17 protein-coding genes are annotated in these 18,445 nt (G+C 38.4%); 1 reads left to right on the top strand and 16 read right to left on the bottom strand.

Annotated features, from left to right (window positions below; translation table 11 throughout):
* Positions 1-234: 234 nt before the first annotated feature.
* From alaS to EL087_RS02620, 14 genes are all read right to left on the bottom strand, one after another.
* Entirely contained in the window at positions 235-2,853 is a 2,619-nt protein-coding gene (gene alaS / locus EL087_RS02685) for an alanine--tRNA ligase (protein WP_126406707.1), read from the bottom strand.
* A gap of 54 nt (positions 2,854-2,907) precedes the next feature.
* Positions 2,908-3,477: an LURP-one-related/scramblase family protein gene (locus EL087_RS02680; RefSeq protein ID WP_164558124.1), complete on the bottom strand. Its 570-nt coding sequence runs from the start codon at positions 3,475-3,477 to the stop codon at positions 2,908-2,910.
* Between the two features lie 138 nt (positions 3,478-3,615).
* Positions 3,616-4,554 carry a peptidylprolyl isomerase PrsA gene (gene prsA, locus EL087_RS02675; protein WP_059220537.1) on the bottom strand — a complete coding sequence of 313 codons (939 nt, stop codon included), beginning with the start codon at positions 4,552-4,554 and terminating at the stop codon, positions 3,616-3,618.
* 106 nt (positions 4,555-4,660) lie between these two features.
* Positions 4,661-5,344 carry an O-methyltransferase gene (locus EL087_RS02670; RefSeq protein ID WP_003040265.1) on the bottom strand — a complete coding sequence of 228 codons (684 nt, stop codon included), beginning with the start codon at positions 5,342-5,344 and terminating at the stop codon, positions 4,661-4,663.
* Position 5,345: 1 nt separating this feature from the next.
* Entirely contained in the window at positions 5,346-7,148 is a 1,803-nt protein-coding gene (gene pepF, locus EL087_RS02665; RefSeq protein WP_003040270.1) for an oligoendopeptidase F, read from the bottom strand.
* The gene (locus tag EL087_RS02660; protein ID WP_126406705.1) at positions 7,100-8,125 is read right to left on the bottom strand and encodes a competence protein CoiA; all 1,026 of its coding nucleotides are present in this window, start codon (positions 8,123-8,125) and stop codon (positions 7,100-7,102) included. The genes pepF and EL087_RS02660 overlap by 49 nt, the downstream gene beginning before the upstream one ends.
* An 88-nt stretch (positions 8,126-8,213) precedes the next feature.
* Positions 8,214-9,557: a PTS cellobiose transporter subunit IIC gene (celB, locus tag EL087_RS02655; RefSeq protein ID WP_126406703.1), complete on the bottom strand. Its 1,344-nt coding sequence runs from the start codon at positions 9,555-9,557 to the stop codon at positions 8,214-8,216.
* A 39-nt stretch (positions 9,558-9,596) separates the two neighbouring features.
* A complete protein-coding gene (locus tag EL087_RS02650) occupies positions 9,597-10,103 on the bottom strand; it encodes a hypothetical protein (protein ID WP_070671153.1) in 507 nt (168 codons plus the stop codon).
* 23 nt (positions 10,104-10,126) lie between these two features.
* Complete coding sequence (locus tag EL087_RS02645; RefSeq protein ID WP_126406699.1) at positions 10,127-10,444, bottom strand: PTS cellobiose transporter subunit IIA; 318 nt, start codon at positions 10,442-10,444, stop codon at positions 10,127-10,129.
* Between the two features lie 12 nt (positions 10,445-10,456).
* Positions 10,457-12,448: a BglG family transcription antiterminator gene (locus EL087_RS02640; protein ID WP_126406697.1), complete on the bottom strand. Its 1,992-nt coding sequence runs from the start codon at positions 12,446-12,448 to the stop codon at positions 10,457-10,459.
* 60 nt (positions 12,449-12,508) lie between these two features.
* Positions 12,509-12,823 carry a PTS cellobiose transporter subunit IIB gene (locus EL087_RS02635; protein ID WP_003040185.1) on the bottom strand — a complete coding sequence of 105 codons (315 nt, stop codon included), beginning with the start codon at positions 12,821-12,823 and terminating at the stop codon, positions 12,509-12,511.
* A 117-nt stretch (positions 12,824-12,940) separates the two neighbouring features.
* Positions 12,941-13,180, bottom strand: coding sequence for a SemiSWEET transporter (locus EL087_RS02630; RefSeq protein ID WP_070671149.1), 240 nt, complete (start codon positions 13,178-13,180; stop codon positions 12,941-12,943).
* A gap of 67 nt (positions 13,181-13,247) precedes the next feature.
* A complete protein-coding gene (locus EL087_RS02625) occupies positions 13,248-13,487 on the bottom strand; it encodes a hypothetical protein (protein ID WP_003040324.1) in 240 nt (79 codons plus the stop codon).
* 13 nt (positions 13,488-13,500) lie between these two features.
* Positions 13,501-14,937 (bottom strand): 6-phospho-beta-glucosidase, encoded by a 1,437-nt coding sequence (locus tag EL087_RS02620; RefSeq protein WP_126406695.1) that lies wholly within the window; start codon positions 14,935-14,937, stop codon positions 13,501-13,503.
* 150 nt (positions 14,938-15,087) lie between these two features.
* Between EL087_RS02620 and EL087_RS02615 the strand changes: the two genes are divergently transcribed.
* The gene (locus EL087_RS02615; RefSeq protein ID WP_126406693.1) at positions 15,088-15,501 is read left to right on the top strand and encodes a hypothetical protein; all 414 of its coding nucleotides are present in this window, start codon (positions 15,088-15,090) and stop codon (positions 15,499-15,501) included.
* A gap of 265 nt (positions 15,502-15,766) precedes the next feature.
* Here the strand turns inward: EL087_RS02615 and EL087_RS02610 are convergent, their stop codons facing one another.
* Both EL087_RS02610 and EL087_RS02605 read right to left on the bottom strand, forming a co-directional pair.
* A complete protein-coding gene (locus EL087_RS02610) occupies positions 15,767-16,936 on the bottom strand; it encodes an MFS transporter (RefSeq protein ID WP_037566874.1) in 1,170 nt (389 codons plus the stop codon).
* 76 nt (positions 16,937-17,012) lie between these two features.
* Positions 17,013-18,386, bottom strand: coding sequence for a DUF1958 domain-containing protein (locus EL087_RS02605; protein WP_003040253.1), 1,374 nt, complete (start codon positions 18,384-18,386; stop codon positions 17,013-17,015).
* Positions 18,387-18,445: the final 59 nt, after the last annotated feature.

Here is an 18,445-nt window from a genome sequence, read left to right as displayed (position 1 = left end):
ACTATCAAAAATATAAGTGAATCGTAAGGAAATTGGAATAACTATCTTTTTCAGTCAAAAAATCTTTATAAAACACTATGGCCTAATCGTACAAATAAAAAAACGAATAATTCCGATGTTCTGACTAACAGAATATCGAAACTGTTCGTTTTTTTATGCAACTCTCTTAGATTTTATTTTTTGAAATCCTTGTAGAGCCAAGCACAGATCTATCTCGCTTAAAGTAATATGACATTATAATTTTTCAGGAACAGCTGCAAGTAATTCTTGAATAGCTGCTTGGTTGCTTCCTCCAGCCATAGCCATATCTGGTTTACCACCACCACGACCATTTACGATTGGAGCAAGTTCCTTGATTAAATTGCCAGCGTGAATATCTTTTGTTTTGCTAGCTACAAGGACATTCACTTTCTCACCAATAGCTGCCACAAGGACAAGGACATCTGAATAGTCTTTTTGTTTCCAAGTGTCTGCAAATGTACGTAGAGCACCTGCGTCAGATACAGAAACTTGGCTGGCAATAAAGCTGTGTCCATTAGCTTTCTGAACATTCTTGAAGACTTCACCTGAAGCAGCGGCTGCTGCTTTTTCTTTCAGTTCAGCATTTTCTTTTTGCAATTGACGAAGTTGTTCTTGCAAAGCCTCAACTTTACGCGAAACTTCTTTCATTTGCGGAACTTTCAAAGTTGTTGCGATATCTTTCAAAGCATCTTCTTCCTCACGGTAAGCTTCAAATGCTTCTTTGCTTGTCACAGCGAGGATACGACGAGTTCCTGAGCCAATTCCTTCTTCCTTGACAATCTTGAAAAGACCAATTTCAGAAGTATTCTTCATGTGAGTACCACCACACAGCTCAATAGAATAATCTCCAATTGTCACCACACGAACTTCTTTGCCGTATTTTTCACCGAAGAGAGCCATTGCTCCCATTTCTTTAGCCGTATCAATGTCTGTTTCAATCGTTTTGATGTCAATGGCTTCCCAGATTTTTTCATTGACTTCTTGCTCAATGCGACGTAGTTCTTCTGCTGTAACTGCTTGGAAATGAGTGAAGTCAAAGCGAAGAAATTCTACTTCATTAAGAGAGCCTGCTTGCGTTGCGTGTTTACCTAAAACATTGTGAAGAGCCGCATGAAGTAAGTGTGTCGCTGTGTGATTTTTCATAACACGGTGACGACGATTGTGGTCAATTTCAAGCTTATATTCTTGGTTTAGCGTGAGTGGTGCTACCACTTCTACCGTATGGAGCGGTTGTCCATTTGGCGCTTTTTGAACATCTACAACTTGGGCAATGAGTTGACCTTCAGAGTCAAAAATGTGTCCATGGTCTGCCACTTGTCCCCCCATTTCAGCATAAAATGGTGTCTCTGAAAAAACAAGGTGAGCCTTCCCAGTTGAAACTTCTTCAACTTCTTCGTCAGCTGCCACAATCGCAACCAACTTCGCAGATAAAGCCTCTTTTTCATAGTTAAAGTGGCTTTCAGCTGTAATGTTTTGCAAGGTTTCATTTTGCATGCCCATAGATCCACCTTTAACAACACTAGCCCGTGCGCGTTCTTGCTGTTCTTTCATAGCAACTTCAAAGCCTTCGCGGTCTACTGTCATACCAGCTTCTTCGGCAATTTCTTCAGTCAACTCTACTGGGAAACCATAAGTATCATACAGTTTAAAGACATCCGTTCCTGAAATAACAGACTGTCCTTTTGCCTTTAACTCTTCTACAATGCTTTGTGCAAAGTGTTGACCTGAATGAAGCGTGCGAGCAAAGGACTCTTCTTCACTTTTGATGATTTTTTCGATAAAATCTTGCTTTTCAAGCACTTCTGGATAATAGCTTTCCATAATTTTTCCAACAGTTGGAACAAGTTTATAAAGGAAAGGATCATTGATTCCTAATTTTTGACCATGCATCGAAGCACGACGGAGCAAGCGGCGCAAAACATAGCCACGTCCTTCATTTCCTGGAAGAGCACCATCCCCAATAGCAAATGACAACGAACGGATATGGTCTGCAATGACCTTGAAGCTCATATTATCTCCGTCTGGATTATAATTCTTACCGGATAATTTTTCTACTTCGCGGATAATTGGCATAAAGAGGTCTGTTTCAAAATTTGTTTTTGCCCCTTGGATGACAGCCACTAAACGCTCTAAGCCTGCACCTGTATCAATATTTTTGTGAGGCAACTCCTTGTATTCACTTCGTGGAACAGCTGGATCAGCATTGAATTGAGACAAAACAATATTCCAAATTTCAATGTAACGATCATTTTCAATATCTTCTGCAAGTAAACGAAGTCCTTGATGTTCAGGATCAAATGCTTCTCCACGGTCAAAGAAAATTTCTGTATCGGGTCCAGAAGGTCCTGCCCCAATTTCCCAGAAATTGTCCTCAATTGGAATCAAATGACTTGGATCGACACCAACTGAAATCCAACGATTATAAGAATCATGATCATCTGGATAGTAAGTCATGTAGAGCTTGTCTTTTGGAAAATCAAACCAGTCAGGACTAGTCAAGAGCTCAAAAGCCCATTCAATCGCTTCATCACGGAAATAATCACCAATAGAAAAATTTCCTAACATTTCAAACATGGTATGGTGCCGCGCTGTTTTTCCGACATTTTCAATATCGTTCGTCCGAATCGCTTTCTGCGCATTGGTAATCCGTGGATTTTCTGGAATAATAGTCCCATCAAAATACTTCTTTAACGTTGCAACCCCAGAATTAATCCACAGCAAGGTCGGGTCATTGACTGGTACTAGACTAACAGACGGTTCGACAGCATGACCTTTTGAAGCCCAAAAATCTAGCCACATTTGGCGTACTTGAGCACTTGATAATTGTTTCATTTTCTTCTCCTTAAAACATTTCTCAAACTGATTTTTCTATTGCCCATGTGAGTTTTAAGAACTACTTTCAAAAGCTTCTACATAGTCAATAGCCACACACAAAGAGATGACTAAATCAGCATAGGCATCTTCATAAACCACAACTTGATAAGTGGACATCAGGTGTAAGAGTTCTTTCGAAATCTCTGCAATCACTTGTCCCTGCGCATCCAGCAGACGAAATTCCAAATCCCAGATATTCCCTTCGATGCGCAGACCTAGGTTGTCAAATTCATATTTATCTCGTAAAAAAGTGAATTTTTTACGGATATAAAAACTCGAACCATTGCGCAATTGAATTTCAAATTGAGGTAAGACTGTTAGCACAGTCTTTTGAATTTGGCTGACTACTTCACCCTTGTCATCATAAATCGTAAAGGTTTTGGGAATTTTTAAAAAGCTCCCCTCTACTTGATAATCAATGTTTCCACGATCGTCTTTGATGTCAAACTTCTCACCACCAAAGCGAAATTTTTGTTTTACAAGATAGGTCTTCATGACGATCCCTCGCAAAAAGACAAGTCCACTAGACGAAGGGCGAAAAACCGCGGTACCACCTTCATTCAATGAACTTGTCATTCTCATTATGTATGCAATTTTTTTCTTTGAGTAGCATGATTTTTGTTCTTACATGGCTTGCAGCACCGCCAATTCTCTGGGCTAAGAGGTCAAAAATCAATTCTCAATAGTCCTATTATACTCACTTATGAGCTTTTCGTCAACTTATTTTGATGAAGATGACGAACTAGATGTTGATTTGCTATCTGACTTGACATATTGTGAGAATAGACTTTGGAAAGCTTGATCTTTCACTTTAATATTGGCTGCTTGTAATTCTTTGGCAACAATTTTTTGGATAAAGGTTCGATCATTTTGCTTTTGTGTCAAGATAACATTTTTCAGTTGTTTCTTATAGTCTTTCCAATTCGCTGATTTTTCAGACTTACTATTTAGTTTCACAATGTAATAACTTGAAGAATAGGTTGATGATTTAACGGTGATAACATCCGAAATACCGTTTGCTTCAAGAGCAAAAGCAGCCTTTTTAACAGCATCTGGAACATCTGTTGAAGCCGAGTCAAACTTCACTTCGCCACCCTTATCTTTTGTCTTCTTATCTGTAGAATTTTCTTTGGCAATCTGTCCGAAATCAGCACCTTCGGCTTTTGCTTTCTCCAATATTTCTTTTGCTTTGTCTTGGTTATCCACTTTGATGATTTGAGCAGTCACTTCTGGTGTATAAGATTCGTATGCTTTTTTATAATTTGCATCTGTCAATTCTTTTTCAGCTGCTTTTTTGACAGCATATTCGACCAATTTATTGGTTCTGATTTGTTCACGATAAGTATCTTCCGTCAATCCTGCTCTTGCCAATACTTGTTGGAAAGCAGTTCCGTAAGTGCTCTTACTCTTATTGAACGTTTCATTGACTTCTTTTTCTGTAACATGTTTACCATAGCTCTTTTCAAAAACTTCTTGAATGGTCATATTGAGAAGTACTTGTTGAGCGGCCGCATTATTTTTTACTTTGTTATAGAAATCATTGACAGTGATTGTATTTCCTTTCATTGTGATAATATCTTTACCACCAGCTTGCGAGCACGCCGCTAATGTTACAACTGACAAAAGCGTAATAGCTCCTGCTAGAATTTTTTTCTTCATTATGAAAACTCCTTTTTTTAATTCACTTTCTTATTGTACCATAAAATAGATTTAATATCTTAAATTTTCCTAAAAACTGTGAAAGTTTAGGAAAATATCAAGAATCTCATTCTTTTCTAATCATCAGAATACCGTCGCCAAGTGGTAGCAAGGTTGTAGTCAAGTCAGGTTGATCTAGTGTTTTATCAAATAATTGGTGCAACCCTCGATAAATCGTTCGTTGACCTCTACGCACTTCCTTAATGTCTTTCACTATATCACCACCCTGAAAAACATCATCTATGATGATAATCCCTCCTGAAGCGAGGCGCTTCAGAACTTCCGGCAGAAAGACAACGTATTTGGACTTAGCAGAGTCCATAAAGACAAAGTCATAGCAATCTTTCAAACTAGGAAGAATATCCATTGCGTCACCTTCTAGCAATGTAATTTGCTTGCGCTTATCAAACTTAGCAAAGTTCGCTTTAGCAAAAGCAATCATTTCTGGATTGCGATCAATCGTTGTAATTTGAGCCTGCGGTGCATGTTCTGCCATTAAAAGAGCTGAAAAGCCAATGGCTGTTCCAATTTCCAAAATCTTTTCTGGCTGTAAAGTTTCTAATAGAAAACGAAAATAGGCAACTGTTTCATGAGGAATAATGGGAATATTTTCTGCATGAGCAAAAGTTTCGAGCTCTTTTAAAGAGCCCGAAACTTGTTTTTGCCGTGTCCGCATAAAATCGACGATTTCTTTTTTGACAACGGGACGACGCATATTGTGATTAGCATTTTTACTATAGGATTCGACCATTTTATGCCAATCCTAACTTTTCTACAAGTGCTTCAAATTCATCAAGACGACGCTCAAAGACTGCAAAGGCAGCATTGAGATAGTCTTCTTTTTCCATATCAACACCAGCTTTTTTAATGACATTTAGCGGATAATCAGAATTTCCTGCTTTCAAGTAGTTGAGATACTTCTCTTTATCTTCTTGCGTTCCGTTAACAATCTTATCAGCTAAGGCAGAAGCAGCTGAGAAACCGGTTGAGTATTGGAAAACATAGTAATCATAGTAGAAATGCGGAATCCGTGCCCATTCGTATTGAATTTGTGGGTTGTCCTCTTTCGTCAAACCATAATATTTTTCATTCAAATCTGCGTACAAATCATTCAAAAATTCACTCGTCAAGACTTGACCTTCTTGGTCAGCTTTGTGAATGGCATGTTCAAACTCGGCAAATTGAGTTTGGCGGAAAACAGTTCCACGGAAACCGTCCAAGAAATGATTCAGAATCGCAAAGCGGGTTTGATCGTCATCTACTTCTTCCAATAATTTCTCCGTAAGGATATTTTCGTTGGTCGTAGAAGCAATCTCAGCTAAGAAAATAGAATAATCTCCGTAAACGTACGGCTGATTTTCACGAGTGTAGCTGGAATGCATGCTGTGACCAGTTTCATGAACCAGCGTAAAAAGATTGTCCAACGTATCTTGCCAGTTGAGCAACATAAAAGCATTGGTATCGTAAGAACCACCAGAATAAGCCCCAGAGCGCTTGCCTTGGTTTTCATAAACATCAATCCAACGATCTGAAAAGGCTTCTTTTACTCGACTTAGATAATCTTCTCCAAGGATAGCTAAGACTTCTTCTGCTTTCGTCAAGGCTTCCTCATAAGTAAATTTGTAATCTGCTTCTGACAATGGTGTATAGAGGTCGTACATTTTCAAATCAGAAAGACCTAAAATCTTTGCACGTAGCGCAATATAGCGATGTAAGAGTGGCAAATGTTTGTTGACCGCAGACACTAAGCTATCATAAACACTTTCTGGAATAAAGTTAGCAGACAAGGCAGCTTCACGCGCAGAAGAAAAATTACGAACTTTGGCATTGTAATTATGAACTTTAACATTCGTTTGGAGTGTCTTAGCATAAGTGTGTTGGTATTGCTCATAGACGCTGTAAAGCGCTTCATAAGCTTCCTTGCGGACTGTACGATTTTTCGACTCCACTAGACTGATGTAATTTCCGTGCGTCAATTGCACTTCATTTCCTTCTTCGTCGTGTACGGTTGGAAAGACAATATCGGCATTGTCCAAGATTCCAAAAGTATCACCCGCAGCACTAAAAATTTCACTAGCACCTGCCAACAATTCTTCCTCACGCTGAGAAAGGATATGAGGTTTCTTTTGCAGTAGCTTATCAAAGAAGTGCTGATAGATTTGCAATTCAGGCTTTTCAGTTAAGAAAGTCTGATATTGCTCGTCTGTGATTGCCATAAATTCTGGTTCATAGAAAGCAAAGGCCTGTCCGAATTCACTATAAATAGCCATACCCTTGGCTTGGTATTCTTGGTATTTTGCCACGCGCGTATCTTGGTCATTTTTCATGTGAGCATAGGAATAGAGCTTTTCTATGCGACGCATTAAGTCCAATTGGATTTCTGTTGTTTTTAAAAGGCTATCAGCCGAATCCAAAAGATGACCTGCTAAGCTGCTGGCTCCTTTTAATTCTTTTGAAACTTGACTTAACTCTGCCTCAAAAGCTTCATCTGTTGGGAAAATCGTTGTTAGGTCCCAAGTGTATTTTTCTTCAATTTCATTTCTTTGTTTTGCCATAAAATTTCCTCCGTCCTTCCTATTCTATCATAAATATTGCCAAAAATCTTTGCATAAAAAGCTGGGGGATAGAGAATTTGGAGATTTTTATTTTTTTCATAATAAGCTGAAAATTGCTGGTAATAAGGTGTGAGATCTTGAAAAATCTGGCAGAAAGAGCTGGAACGAACAGGTTGAACCTGCGGATAAAAGTCATTAGCTGTTTTGGTTAATAAATTATCACCCGCTTGGTACAATTCTGCTTGCCATTTCATCCATTTGGGCTGCTGATAGTAGAGCTGCTGACGCACATAACGGCAAATATTTTTATCTTCTTTTGCCAGAAAACTCGTCATCTCCTGCTTGCAGAATGGCTGACGAAAGATGTCTAAAAGATTTCCTTTGCCAAAAGTAAAAATTTTTTCCTTATACTGCGCCTTGCCATGCAAATCTTCATGAATCAAGTATTTAAGCCTCAAAAGCTGTTTTTGTTCGTCCAATTCCCACAGATGAAAGCCCATATTTTGACTAAAATAGAGAAAATCCTTTTGCAAATTGGTCAAGGCATTTTTCAGCCAAAGTTTCTTTCCCAAGAGCCAAAGAACGCGATAGCCATACTGACGATAACTGTCTGTACGCTCTTTTAAGCGCTTTGGACTAAGCGAACTGCATTGAACTTCAAGTGCAATTTGTTTTTCAACTAACAAATCTGCAATTTGCTGCAATTCTGGTAAATAAGCTTCTACTTGAATCGCATGACTAGACTTTCTAGCCCAAGTAAACAAAGCAGCTTTCAGATTTAGGTGTTCTGCACTTTCATTTTCCGTAGAAAAATGGCAGTTTTTCAAGGAAATATGAGCAAAATGCGGTCGCATCACCTTGCCATTCTTAAATCGCACTGCTTCCTGACAAGCCGGACAGAAAAATCTATCCAGCGGATTTACCCTATCTTCCACAGCATTTAGCATTTTTCCGTTTTCCTGACAAGCCATTAACATAGATTATTTTCCCCTTTTACTGAAATTATTCGCAAAAAAGAGAAACTTCCGAAAAAGTTTCTCAAATCTTTTATAAGGGGAAACAAATTTATTGAATCGCTTCAGCACTATTCATTTCTTCTTTGTACAACTTAGTATCATACATCTTAATAAATGGATACCAAATTACAAAGGCAGCCAGAGCACAGATAAGTGCAACTACAAAGGCACCAATATTACCACCTGAACCAACGTAAGCTCCAATACCAATAGGTGTTGGCCATGGTGTTTGGGCAATTGCTTTACCAGCTAGTCCAAGTTGAACAGACCAGTAACCAATGGAAGCAGAGACGATTGGAGCCAAAATAAACGGAATGGTTAACATTGGATTATACACAATTGGTAGACCAAAGATAAGGGGTTCGTTGATGTTGAAAATAGCTGGCCCCATTGAAGCTTTGCCCAGCATGCGCAGCTGATCTGATTTTGCACGGAAAGCGATGTAGAAGCAAAGCAGTAAAGTCGCACCAGAACCACCGATCGTTACATAAGAGTTGGTAAATTCACCTGCATAAGCAATGAATTTGCCATCAACGTTTTGCGCCATATTAGCAAGCAGGATTGGGTTAACCAGTCCCATAACGATATTCGCACCGTGAATACCAACAATCCAAAGAGCATGAACCAGTAAGTAAATCACAACTATACCTAGCCATGTGTTAGTGATATGACTAACAAAGGCAAACGGAATTGCAATAACTTTATAAATATCTGTACCAAATAGGATAAAGATACCGTTAATGACAAGTACTGCAAATGCAATGACAAATCCTGGAATGAGAGCTGTAAATGAACGAGCAACTCCTTCTGGAACAGCTTCGGGCATCTTGATGACCCAATTCTTCTTCACACAAAGGCGATATAGTTGTACAGCGAGAATGGACATCAGAATCGCAGTAAACATACCTGATGTAGACAGACGTGTCAAACTATCTCCGCCAACAGTCCAGCCACCAATTGTTGTTTTTCCTGTAACAGCTGAAATCACTCCTTTTGAATAAGTTAATTCAGGAATGGTCAAAAAGTAAGCAAATACCGCTAACAGACCACCATTTAGTGGATTGAGATTGAGCCCTTCTTCTTCGACATAAATTTTTGTGTATTCATATCCAATAACAATGGCAAAGTAGAGAGACAAAATCCCCATTGTACACTTATAAGCTAGCAAGTAGAGAGCTTGAATCTTATCAAATGAATTTGCCCACAAATCAACAATAAATTGAAGATTAAAGGCCTGCGGTATAACACTAAGAACCAAGAAGGCAGACCCTACGATTGTAAAGGGAATGCTGGCCATCCCGGCAGCAACAATAGCACGAACAGGACGCCAAGTAGAGACTTTCCCCATTGGTCCCATGAGGTACTTTTCTAGAAATTCAAACAATTTATTCATAATATATCCTCCTATGATGTTTGAAATATGGTTTCTAAACTAACGTTGAACAGTTGCAATATATTCTTGAATGCGCTTATATTGCTTGTCTGTATGGTGATGAATTCGACTTAATTTTCTTAGCATGAGAATGGCTAAAAGTAGCCCCAATGAAAGTACAACCGTTAAAACGGTTACAGTGGTTGTACTAATCGAAAAAAATGGAAAGAGAAAATGATACTGTCCCGCAAAAACAAGCAGCAGTAGCAAAACATTTGCTAAGGCAGAAACATTGTAAAAGAACCGCGTTAATGTCGCTTCTTTTTGATGAACGGTGTACATTCGTGTTTGTTCCCACATTGCTAACGCTGCAAGAATCGTTAGCAACAAAGGCAACAGCAAAACTAAGCCAGCATTAGAAAGATACAACATGAGCATCCAATACAGATTGGCAAAGAAGAAAAAGGCTGTTACATAACGAACTGAAAAGTAGCGTGTATAGTACATATTTTTAATTGCTGTTTCTTTTCGTCTTGCTTCTAGTTCTTGTTTCTCTTTTTCAGTCATGTTTTCCCCTTTCATTCCTTTTTTTACTTTTCAATCTTTCGATAAAGACTGAGCATTTCAAGCGCCACTTCACGCAAGGTCATGGTTGTCATCAAATGATCCTGAGCATGCACCATAATGATTTCAATTTTGATTTCTGTTCCACTTGCGTATTCTTGCAGCAAGTTTGTTTGTGCATGATGTGCTTCCAATAGCTCTGTATTGGCAGCTTCTAACTTTTCAGCCGCTTCATCATAATGTCCTTCTCGCATATCGGCGAAAGCTTCGTGAACCGTTGTCCTTGCTGAACCACTGTGCAAGATAATTTCAAAAGCGGCCACCTGTAATTCTTCCTGATTCATAGACAATCTCCTTTACTTTATTTTTAAAAATAACTGTTTAAACTCTGCAAATGACTGACAATCCAAGATCTGTTTTTGCAAGTCAGGCTGCTCTAACAAATCCACAATCTTAGATGCCAACGTCGCCATTCCTTCATTCCCATAGATAGCTGGCGATGGAAGAAAGATGAGCCGAATATGAGGATTTTCTTCGTTCCACTGAAGACCGTTTTTTACAATAGCGACACCAATTTTATGATGTTTAGCAATCGGTTTAATCGGATGCGGCACTGCGATTTGTTCTGAGAAAATAACCGAGCTCATTTTTTCACGCTGCTCCATTAAATCCTGCATACAAGAAACAAAATCCTGCTCTTCACCTTGTCCCATTTGGCTCAGTAACTCTTGTAAGATGACCTCTTTTGTCGCATCTTGAGTAAGAACAAAACAAGCGGAGGAGAAATAGTCATCAAAGATTTTTTCTTCATTTTGATCCACCATTACTGCTGTTTCTGGTATCAAAGAACTTTCTACAGGTTTCAGCTGAGCCATTTTATGTTTTATCTCTTTTAGCTCCTCTGAATTTAAAAAGATGCTGACTGTAAAAACAGGAACACTGAAGACCAGATTGGATAAATCAATAGATGAAATGATAAAATCAATATTTTTCAGACGTTCATCACTCAACTCATAATAGCCAATCACATCCACAATGTGGACTAAGTTACCCAGCTCATTCTCAATGCGATTTTTCAGCATTTGCGCTGATCCGTAGCCCGTTGCACAAATCACCAAGATATTAAACTTTTGCTTTTCCTTTAACCGCTCCAAGGCGGCCATGAAATGCAGGGCGATGTAGGAAATTTCATCATCAGACAAGTTTTCCTTAGAAAAAATCGGCATGGCCTGCAAGAGCTCTCTTGTCATCGCTAAAATAGATGAATACTGCTGCTGAATGTCCTTTAAAAGAGGATTTTCCAGCACTACATGATTTTGCAAACGTACAAGTAAGGTAACTAAATGCGTGACAACTCCCTCAACTAACTGGAAGTCATGTTGAAATTGATAATCCTTGACATGCTCGACCTGCTCTAATGCTTCTAGTAACTGCCTGCGGATTTCTTGGTTTATATCCTTCTTTGCATATTGATTATCTTGGCAAGAAGCTTTAGAAATCAAGTGCAAGGTGATATAGTCCACTTCCTCCTTTGGAAATTCCAGGCCTGTCGCCAGATACACTCTATGTAAAATTTTCTCCGCAATTTTTCGCTCTGCCAGATAATTTTCTTGATTCCAATTTTCAATTTGATTGATTTGAAAACCTTCTGCAATTCGTTTAAAAGAAAGAGCGATGTGAATCACCAAGTTTTGAATGACAAAATCTGACAACTTTAAGTAACTTTCGCGGCATTCATCTAGCACAATAATCGTCAATTCTTCTAAACTGATTTGCCGACCAGGAACTTCAATCGTGATGTAATTATGCAAACTTTGAAAGAAATTATCACGGAAAAAATAATCCATGATAAATCGACGCTTGTTGCGCTCACTTCCCTTTACATAAACACCTCGATTGGCTTTACTTTCGATTTGTAAGTCATACTTTGCCAAGTCTTTTCTGATTTTCTTAAAATCCGCTGACAAGGTTGACCGACTGACAAATAATTCTTCTGCCAAATTGTCAAAATAAAGCTTCTCTTGCTCAAAAAGCAATTTGTTTAAAATGTAATTGTAGCGATCTTCTATATTTTCAGTCTTAGCAGCATTTACCTCGGTCAATAGTTCAGCCTGTATAAAATCTTGACAAAGGGCTTTATCTTGCAGTTCTAATTTATAGCCATAACCTTGCTTGGCAATAATTTTCCAGCCTGTTTCATGAGGATTCCAGTCCATCAAGGATTTCAGATAAGTTCTTATCGTACGATCAGAGCAAGACAGCTGACTGGCTAACTCCTTACTCGTCATATAGTGATTTTTGTTCTCCAATAAGGATTGCAGAATCAATTTTTCTTTCTGATGTAGCAATACAGTTCTCCTTCCACATCTGTCTGTAAGAACTATTTTATCCTTTTTTGCGCTGAAACTTTAAATCTTTTCCAAGATAAGATTTGCCATTTTTTCAATTCCCATTGGAATTGGAATATAAGCTTGTGGTGGAATTTGTACAATAGGCTTTCCAACCTTTGCACCTGCTTCTTCAAATTGTTTAAAATACATCTTTGTTTGCGGGCTGATGAGATAGAGGTCATATTCGGCAGCAGCAATCGCTTTGCCGCCTTCTGTCGCACTAACAGCATCTACTTCAATATCATGCCCCTTACCCTTTAAAAATTCCGTTGTTTTCTTTGCCATCAAAGAAGATGACATACCTGCTGCACAGATAATCAATGCTTTAGACATAAGATTTTCTCCTTATAAATAAAATTTATTTTATAAACTCATTATAGATGAAAACGATTACAACTTCCATCTTATTTTTTTCCGTAGTGAAACGGAAATATTTCCTTAGTTACTTTTTTACTTATATTTTAATTTATAATAGAGAATGGTTCCTGATAAAACCAAAGACACGCTATTTGCCATAATCAAAGGCAGATCGTCAATCACCAGACCATGGAACAGCCACAAAGCAATACCAACAACTTGCATCAGATACATGCCAAGCGCAATAGACTCTGTGTCTTTGGTTTTGATGACTTTAATGACCTGCGGTAAAAAGGCAAAAGTAGTTAATATCGCTGCTATACTTCCAATCATATATGTTCCCCTTTCATAAAAACGAGACTAGGAAAATCTAACCTCGCTCTTTTATTATCTACGCAGTCTAAAAAAGATTTGTCAGCCCCGGAAATTTGGATAAAACCAGAACATCTTTCTTTTCCAAACCGTAAGCAGACATTATCAACTCTTGAATCTTCACATCATTGATGTCACTGTCTACGACAAAACCGTCTGCATTTTTCAACTTAATGGTTAAATGCTGGGTGATAGCTGGATTGGCAGCCAAGTCTGGCACAGCGACTCCTTTAGAAAATTTGATGACATAGGTTATTCTTTTACTCATGATAATCTCCGATTTAGTCTACTGCTGCTCCATTTGAAGCTATCACTTCCTTATACCAAGCAAAAGATTTCTTAGGCGAACGCTCATAGGTTCCATTTCCCTCATCGTCCTTGTCTACATAGATGAAACCGTAACGTTTGCGCATTTCACCGGTACCTGCAGACACCAAGTCGATACAGCCCCAAGGTGTATAACCCATGAGGTCAACCCCGTCTTCTACCACAGCCTTTTTCATTTCCTGTATATGGGCGCCCAAATAGTCAATCCGGTAATCATCATGCACCATACCGTCTGCTTCCACTTTGTCAATGGCACCAAAACCATTTTCTACGATAAAGAGCGGCAGGTGATAATGATCGGTGAACCAGTTGAGAGCATAGCGCAGACCTTCTGGGTCAATCTGCCAGTCCCATTCTGAAGCCTGAACATAAGTATTCTTGACCAAATCTTCGGTTTCCACATAATCAAAGTAGGGATTGTTTCCCCGATGAGAATCAATAGCAAAGGACATATAGTAGCTAAAGCCAATGTAATCAACAGTTCCAGCCAGCAAATCCTCTTGATCTTGCTCGGTAAAATCAACCTTTATACCTTTTCTTTCCCAATATTTAAGAATATGTTCTGGATAGAGACCGAAAACATGGACATCTGCAAAATAATAACGCTTTTGCATGGCTTTCATAGCCATGAGGACGTCCTTAGGATTGCAGGTGGCTGGATAAATCGGACACATGGCAATCATACAGCCAATTTGGAAGTCGGGATTGATCTCATGACCGATTTTAACTGCTCGTGCAGAAGCCACCAATTCGTAGTGAGCTGCCTGATACATGATGGCCTCCCGGTCATCTCCCTCCTTGTAAACAATACCAGAATTGGTGAAAGGAGCAAAATCTTCTTGGTAGTTGGCTTGATTGTTGATTTCATTGAAGGTCATCCAGTATTTGACCTTGTCCTTATAGCGCTTGAAGACGACTTCCGCAAAGCGGACAAAGAAATCAATAACCTTGCGGTTCTTCCAACCACCATACTCGGTTACCAAATGATAAGGCATTTCAAAGTGAGATAGAGTAATGACCGGTTCAATCCCATATTTGAGGCATTCATCAAAAAGATCATCATAGAACTGCAAACCAGCTTCATTGGGCTCTTCTTCGTCTCCCTTAGGAAAAATCCGCGTCCAAGCGATAGAAGTTCGGAAGCACTTGAAGCCCATTTCCGCAAAGAGAGCAATGTCTCCCTTATAACGATGATAAAAATCAATTGCTTCATGATTTGGGTAGTATTTGTCTGGCAACACTCCTGCTGTAATTTCACGCGGAACACCGTGGCAGGCCGCCGTCATCACATCAGCTACGCTAACGCCCTTGCCGCCTTCTTGCCAACCACCTTCTAGTTGATGAGCTGCAACAGCTCCGCCCCAGAGAAATCCGTCTTTAAATGTTGACATGTCTAAAATCCTCCTGATTTTGATATTTTTATTATACTCCTAAGAAAACGCTTTTAAAATTCATATTTTTGCCACAATAATGTGGAAAAATGATAGAAATAGATTCAAAGTTTGTGAAAGCGCCTGCTTTTCTACCCATTTATTTCTATAATGAAGAAAAAGAATATAAAATCTACATCATGTTTCTCTATCCAAGAAAGGGCGTCTCATTCAGCTATGATTACAAATTTCTTCAATGTTTACAAAAAATCTTTGAGTTATATACCTATTATTGCTATAACTTGTTCGATAATAGCCTTTTTAGTATACTTTTTGCCCATTGATTCACGCCCGCTTTCTCTCTCCCTCTTTACTTTTCCTTTTAGCTTACCTCTTTTCTTTCAGCAAAAGAAAGTTTCTACTTTTATCTTTGCTGGTTTTATAGACGATGTTTTAAAAACAGGACTTTTTCTATTTGGTATCAAGCCTTTTAATATTGCACTTTCGTTTTTAGTCGTTTATGGATGTATCAGCCTGATTGCCTGTGTGTGCCTCTTTCTATTTAGGAAAAAAACAAACGAGTAAAATAAAAAGAGTAAAACAGAACTAAGATTTGAAAATTTTTAATTCTGTCTCACCCGTAAAGTTACTTAATAATCTCTTAGACTGTCAAAGTGAAGAATGACGCAAACGACGTTTTTGTCAAAAGTGCTTTTTCGAGCTTAAAAAGCAAACAACGTTAAGACTCGCTTCATGAGCCTTATCCGGCAACTAATTTGTCATTGCTTTATTATACAATATGCCATGAAGCTGGAGGCTTTCGTCCCAGCTTTTTTACACGTCTCTTGCTTTAGCCAAATAAGTTTTGATTCTTTCGCTCTGGAATTTTTAAAAACGCCACAAGAATAATAACAGCAATCATAACACCAGCTAAGAAAAAGCTCATCATTTCATAGCCAGACTGGTCTATCAAATCGCCTGCAATATTTTGGATAAGAATGGTTCCCAAATTTCGGGCTGTTTGAACAAGTGCAATGGCTGTCACCAGATATTTCTCATCTACTAAGTTAGCAACAATCTTCAAAGTCACCATAATCAGCAACATGCCTGTGGCGTGCTTGGACATCAAAGTCAAGAGAATCTTGGAGGTAAGCCCCAAATCCAACCCATAAATTACATACTGTAAAAGCAAAATTCCCAAAGGAATGTAGAGCAATTTTTTAATTGGAATCTTATCCATAAAAAGATAAGAAAAGAAAATCAAGGGCGACTCACAAATCACAGAAATAGCTACCACAGTTGTTGCCATATTGACACTTAAACCGCTGTGCTCTAACATAGAAGGAATATAAGTATGCCCTGTATTTCCCACTCCAGAATAGAGCGCTACAATAACGAGGTAAAACAAATATGTTTTATTTTTAAAAATCTGTCCAATATAGGAATCATTTTTCGTTTGTTTAGTCTTTTTGCGAGGTTGATCGTGTTTCGGATCAATCCCTAGCACTCCAAAAATGCTCACACACATCATGCCGATAAACACAATGAAAATTGCTTGAGGAGAGATGAATTTATAAATCAAGCCTGCCAATTGCGAACCCATTGCATAACCAAAAGTGCCCCAGATACGGATTTTCCCATAAGTATAAGGACTTTGAGCCGCCAGCACATCCATAACAGGGTTAACACCATTTACCAACATTAAAACAGCACTATACCAAATCGTCAGCAGTAAAAGATTATTGGCTTGCATAAAAAAGATTGCCCCCACAATAATCAGAAGGAAACTATAAATGGTTACTTTTTTAATGCCAATCATATCATTAAAAACACCCATAATAGGCTGCACAATCATAGAAGAAAAGAACGAAGCAGAAACAACAAATGAAACTTGACTAGCTGAGTACCCCTTATCCAACATATAAACAGAAATTAAAGTTGAAAACAATGAGTACGATAAAAAATAAAAATTATACATTAAAAAATAAGCGAAATAGCTATTCTGAAATTTCCTAAACATGATTTTCCTTCTCCCTAAAAAGGTGACAAAGCCCGATTGGATAAATCAATCGAGCTTTCTATTCTGCAATGAGTGATTAACGTTTCTGACGACGAGATAGCTGTGTATCGTTAGTTGTACGCTGTTTTCTTCTTTGCTTACGTTTCGTTGCTTCAAAAACGACAATGAGCAAAAGAATGAGCAACGGAACTGCGACCAGAATGTGATAATCTAAGAAGAGTTGCTTCAAACTTTTTCCGCTAGATTTTGCTGTTGTAGTTTTTACAGTTGATTTAGCTGTACTGTTTTTAGTTGTTCTTCCTTTTTCTGTAACATGTTCTCCGTTCGAAATGAGCGAAGAAAGTTGTTCCAAACCATTCTCGTTTTTCAATACTCCATTTTCCACAACCGTTTTTGCTGCAGTTCCTTTTTTCACTGTGGCATAGAAATCTTTTGATAATTTATAGGTCTTTCCATTGATTTTTCGCTCACCAGCATTAAAAACTTTTTTATATTCATAATCAGCATAGGCTTTTTCGATCAAAGCATTCCCAAATGGGTGACGATAATATTCTCCATCTTGATCAGCCCAATTTCCAACTCCCATGACAACACTAATCAAACGCTGATTACCTCGTTTAATCGTTGCGATGTAATTAAAAGCTCCTCGTGGACTTGACCCCGTCTTTAAACCTTCGACGCCTTCGATGCCATATTTGGCACCGGGAAGTGAGTAATTATAGGTTTCAAAGGTTTCTTCATACGGCGTTCCCTTTTTCACCGTTACGACTGGTTTATTGGTGTAATTTAAAATATTTGGATAATTCTTGACGAAATGGTATCCTAAAATGGCTAAATCGCGCGCTGTTGTCTGATTAGCTGCGTTGTTATCATACCGTTGTGGAGTATACAAGCCTTTGAAAGAAACAGCTGCAGCTCCGCTAGCATTGAACCATTTTGTATTGGTCATACCCAATTCTTTTGCCTTGGCATTCATCATATCCAAAAATGTATCTGGATCATTGTTAGATAAATAATTGGCTAACATGACAGTTGTCGCATTTGAAGATGGAACAGCTGTCATCGTAATCAATTCAGAAACAGTATAATCTACTCCTGCCACAATTTTATTGTTGGAAATTTCGTAAATTTTGGCAATTGCTTCATCACGTGGTGTTGCTTTGATAACTGTATTTTCGCTCAACTTTCCTTGCTGAATTGCTTCAAAAACTAAATACAAGGTCATCAATTTGCTCATACTGGCAGGATCACGAACTTCATCAATATTGTCTTGCCAAAGAATGTTTCCCGTATTAGCATCTACAATCAAGGACGATTTAGGTCGATTGATTGGATTGATCTTCTCGTTTGGATACATTTTTTGTGCCATATCAACCAACTCATCTGCGCGAGCAGCAGTTACTCCCACATACAACACAAAAAGACAAATAATAGCTAACAGCTTTTTCACTAGAATCCTCCTAAGTTTTCACTTATCTTCTAGTATAACATACTTTATTCATAAGATAA

It is taken from the genome of Streptococcus milleri (genome assembly GCF_900636525.1).
GTDB lineage: Bacteria > Bacillota > Bacilli > Lactobacillales > Streptococcaceae > Streptococcus > Streptococcus hominis.
This window is presented reverse-complemented; position numbering and strand designations above follow the sequence as displayed.

Excerpts from the sequence above, each read along its gene's own strand:
- EL087_RS02635 (WP_003040185.1), bottom strand. The coding sequence starts at position 12,823 with ATGTCTAAAGCATTGATTATCTGTGCAGCAGGTATGTCATCTTCTTTG.
- EL087_RS02625 (WP_003040324.1), bottom strand. The coding sequence starts at position 13,487 with ATGAGTAAAAGAATAACCTATGTCATCAAATTTTCTAAAGGAGTCGCT.
- EL087_RS02620 (WP_126406695.1), bottom strand. The coding sequence starts at position 14,937 with ATGTCAACATTTAAAGACGGATTTCTCTGGGGCGGAGCTGTTGCAGCT.
- EL087_RS02660 (WP_126406705.1), bottom strand. The coding sequence starts at position 8,125 with ATGTTAATGGCTTGTCAGGAAAACGGAAAAATGCTAAATGCTGTGGAA.
- EL087_RS02670 (WP_003040265.1), bottom strand. The coding sequence starts at position 5,344 with ATGGTCGAATCCTATAGTAAAAATGCTAATCACAATATGCGTCGTCCC.
- EL087_RS02610 (WP_037566874.1), bottom strand. The coding sequence starts at position 16,936 with ATGTTTAGGAAATTTCAGAATAGCTATTTCGCTTATTTTTTAATGTAT.
- EL087_RS02615 (WP_126406693.1), top strand. The coding sequence starts at position 15,088 with ATGAAGAAAAAGAATATAAAATCTACATCATGTTTCTCTATCCAAGAA.
- EL087_RS02680 (WP_164558124.1), bottom strand. The coding sequence starts at position 3,477 with ATGAGAATGACAAGTTCATTGAATGAAGGTGGTACCGCGGTTTTTCGC.
- EL087_RS02650 (WP_070671153.1), bottom strand. The coding sequence starts at position 10,103 with ATGACTGAAAAAGAGAAACAAGAACTAGAAGCAAGACGAAAAGAAACA.
- alaS (WP_126406707.1), bottom strand. The coding sequence starts at position 2,853 with ATGAAACAATTATCAAGTGCTCAAGTACGCCAAATGTGGCTAGATTTT.
- celB (WP_126406703.1), bottom strand. The coding sequence starts at position 9,557 with ATGAATAAATTGTTTGAATTTCTAGAAAAGTACCTCATGGGACCAATG.
- pepF (WP_003040270.1), bottom strand. The coding sequence starts at position 7,148 with ATGGCAAAACAAAGAAATGAAATTGAAGAAAAATACACTTGGGACCTA.
- EL087_RS02630 (WP_070671149.1), bottom strand. The coding sequence starts at position 13,180 with ATGATTGGAAGTATAGCAGCGATATTAACTACTTTTGCCTTTTTACCG.
- prsA (WP_059220537.1), bottom strand. The coding sequence starts at position 4,554 with ATGAAGAAAAAAATTCTAGCAGGAGCTATTACGCTTTTGTCAGTTGTA.
- EL087_RS02645 (WP_126406699.1), bottom strand. The coding sequence starts at position 10,444 with ATGAATCAGGAAGAATTACAGGTGGCCGCTTTTGAAATTATCTTGCAC.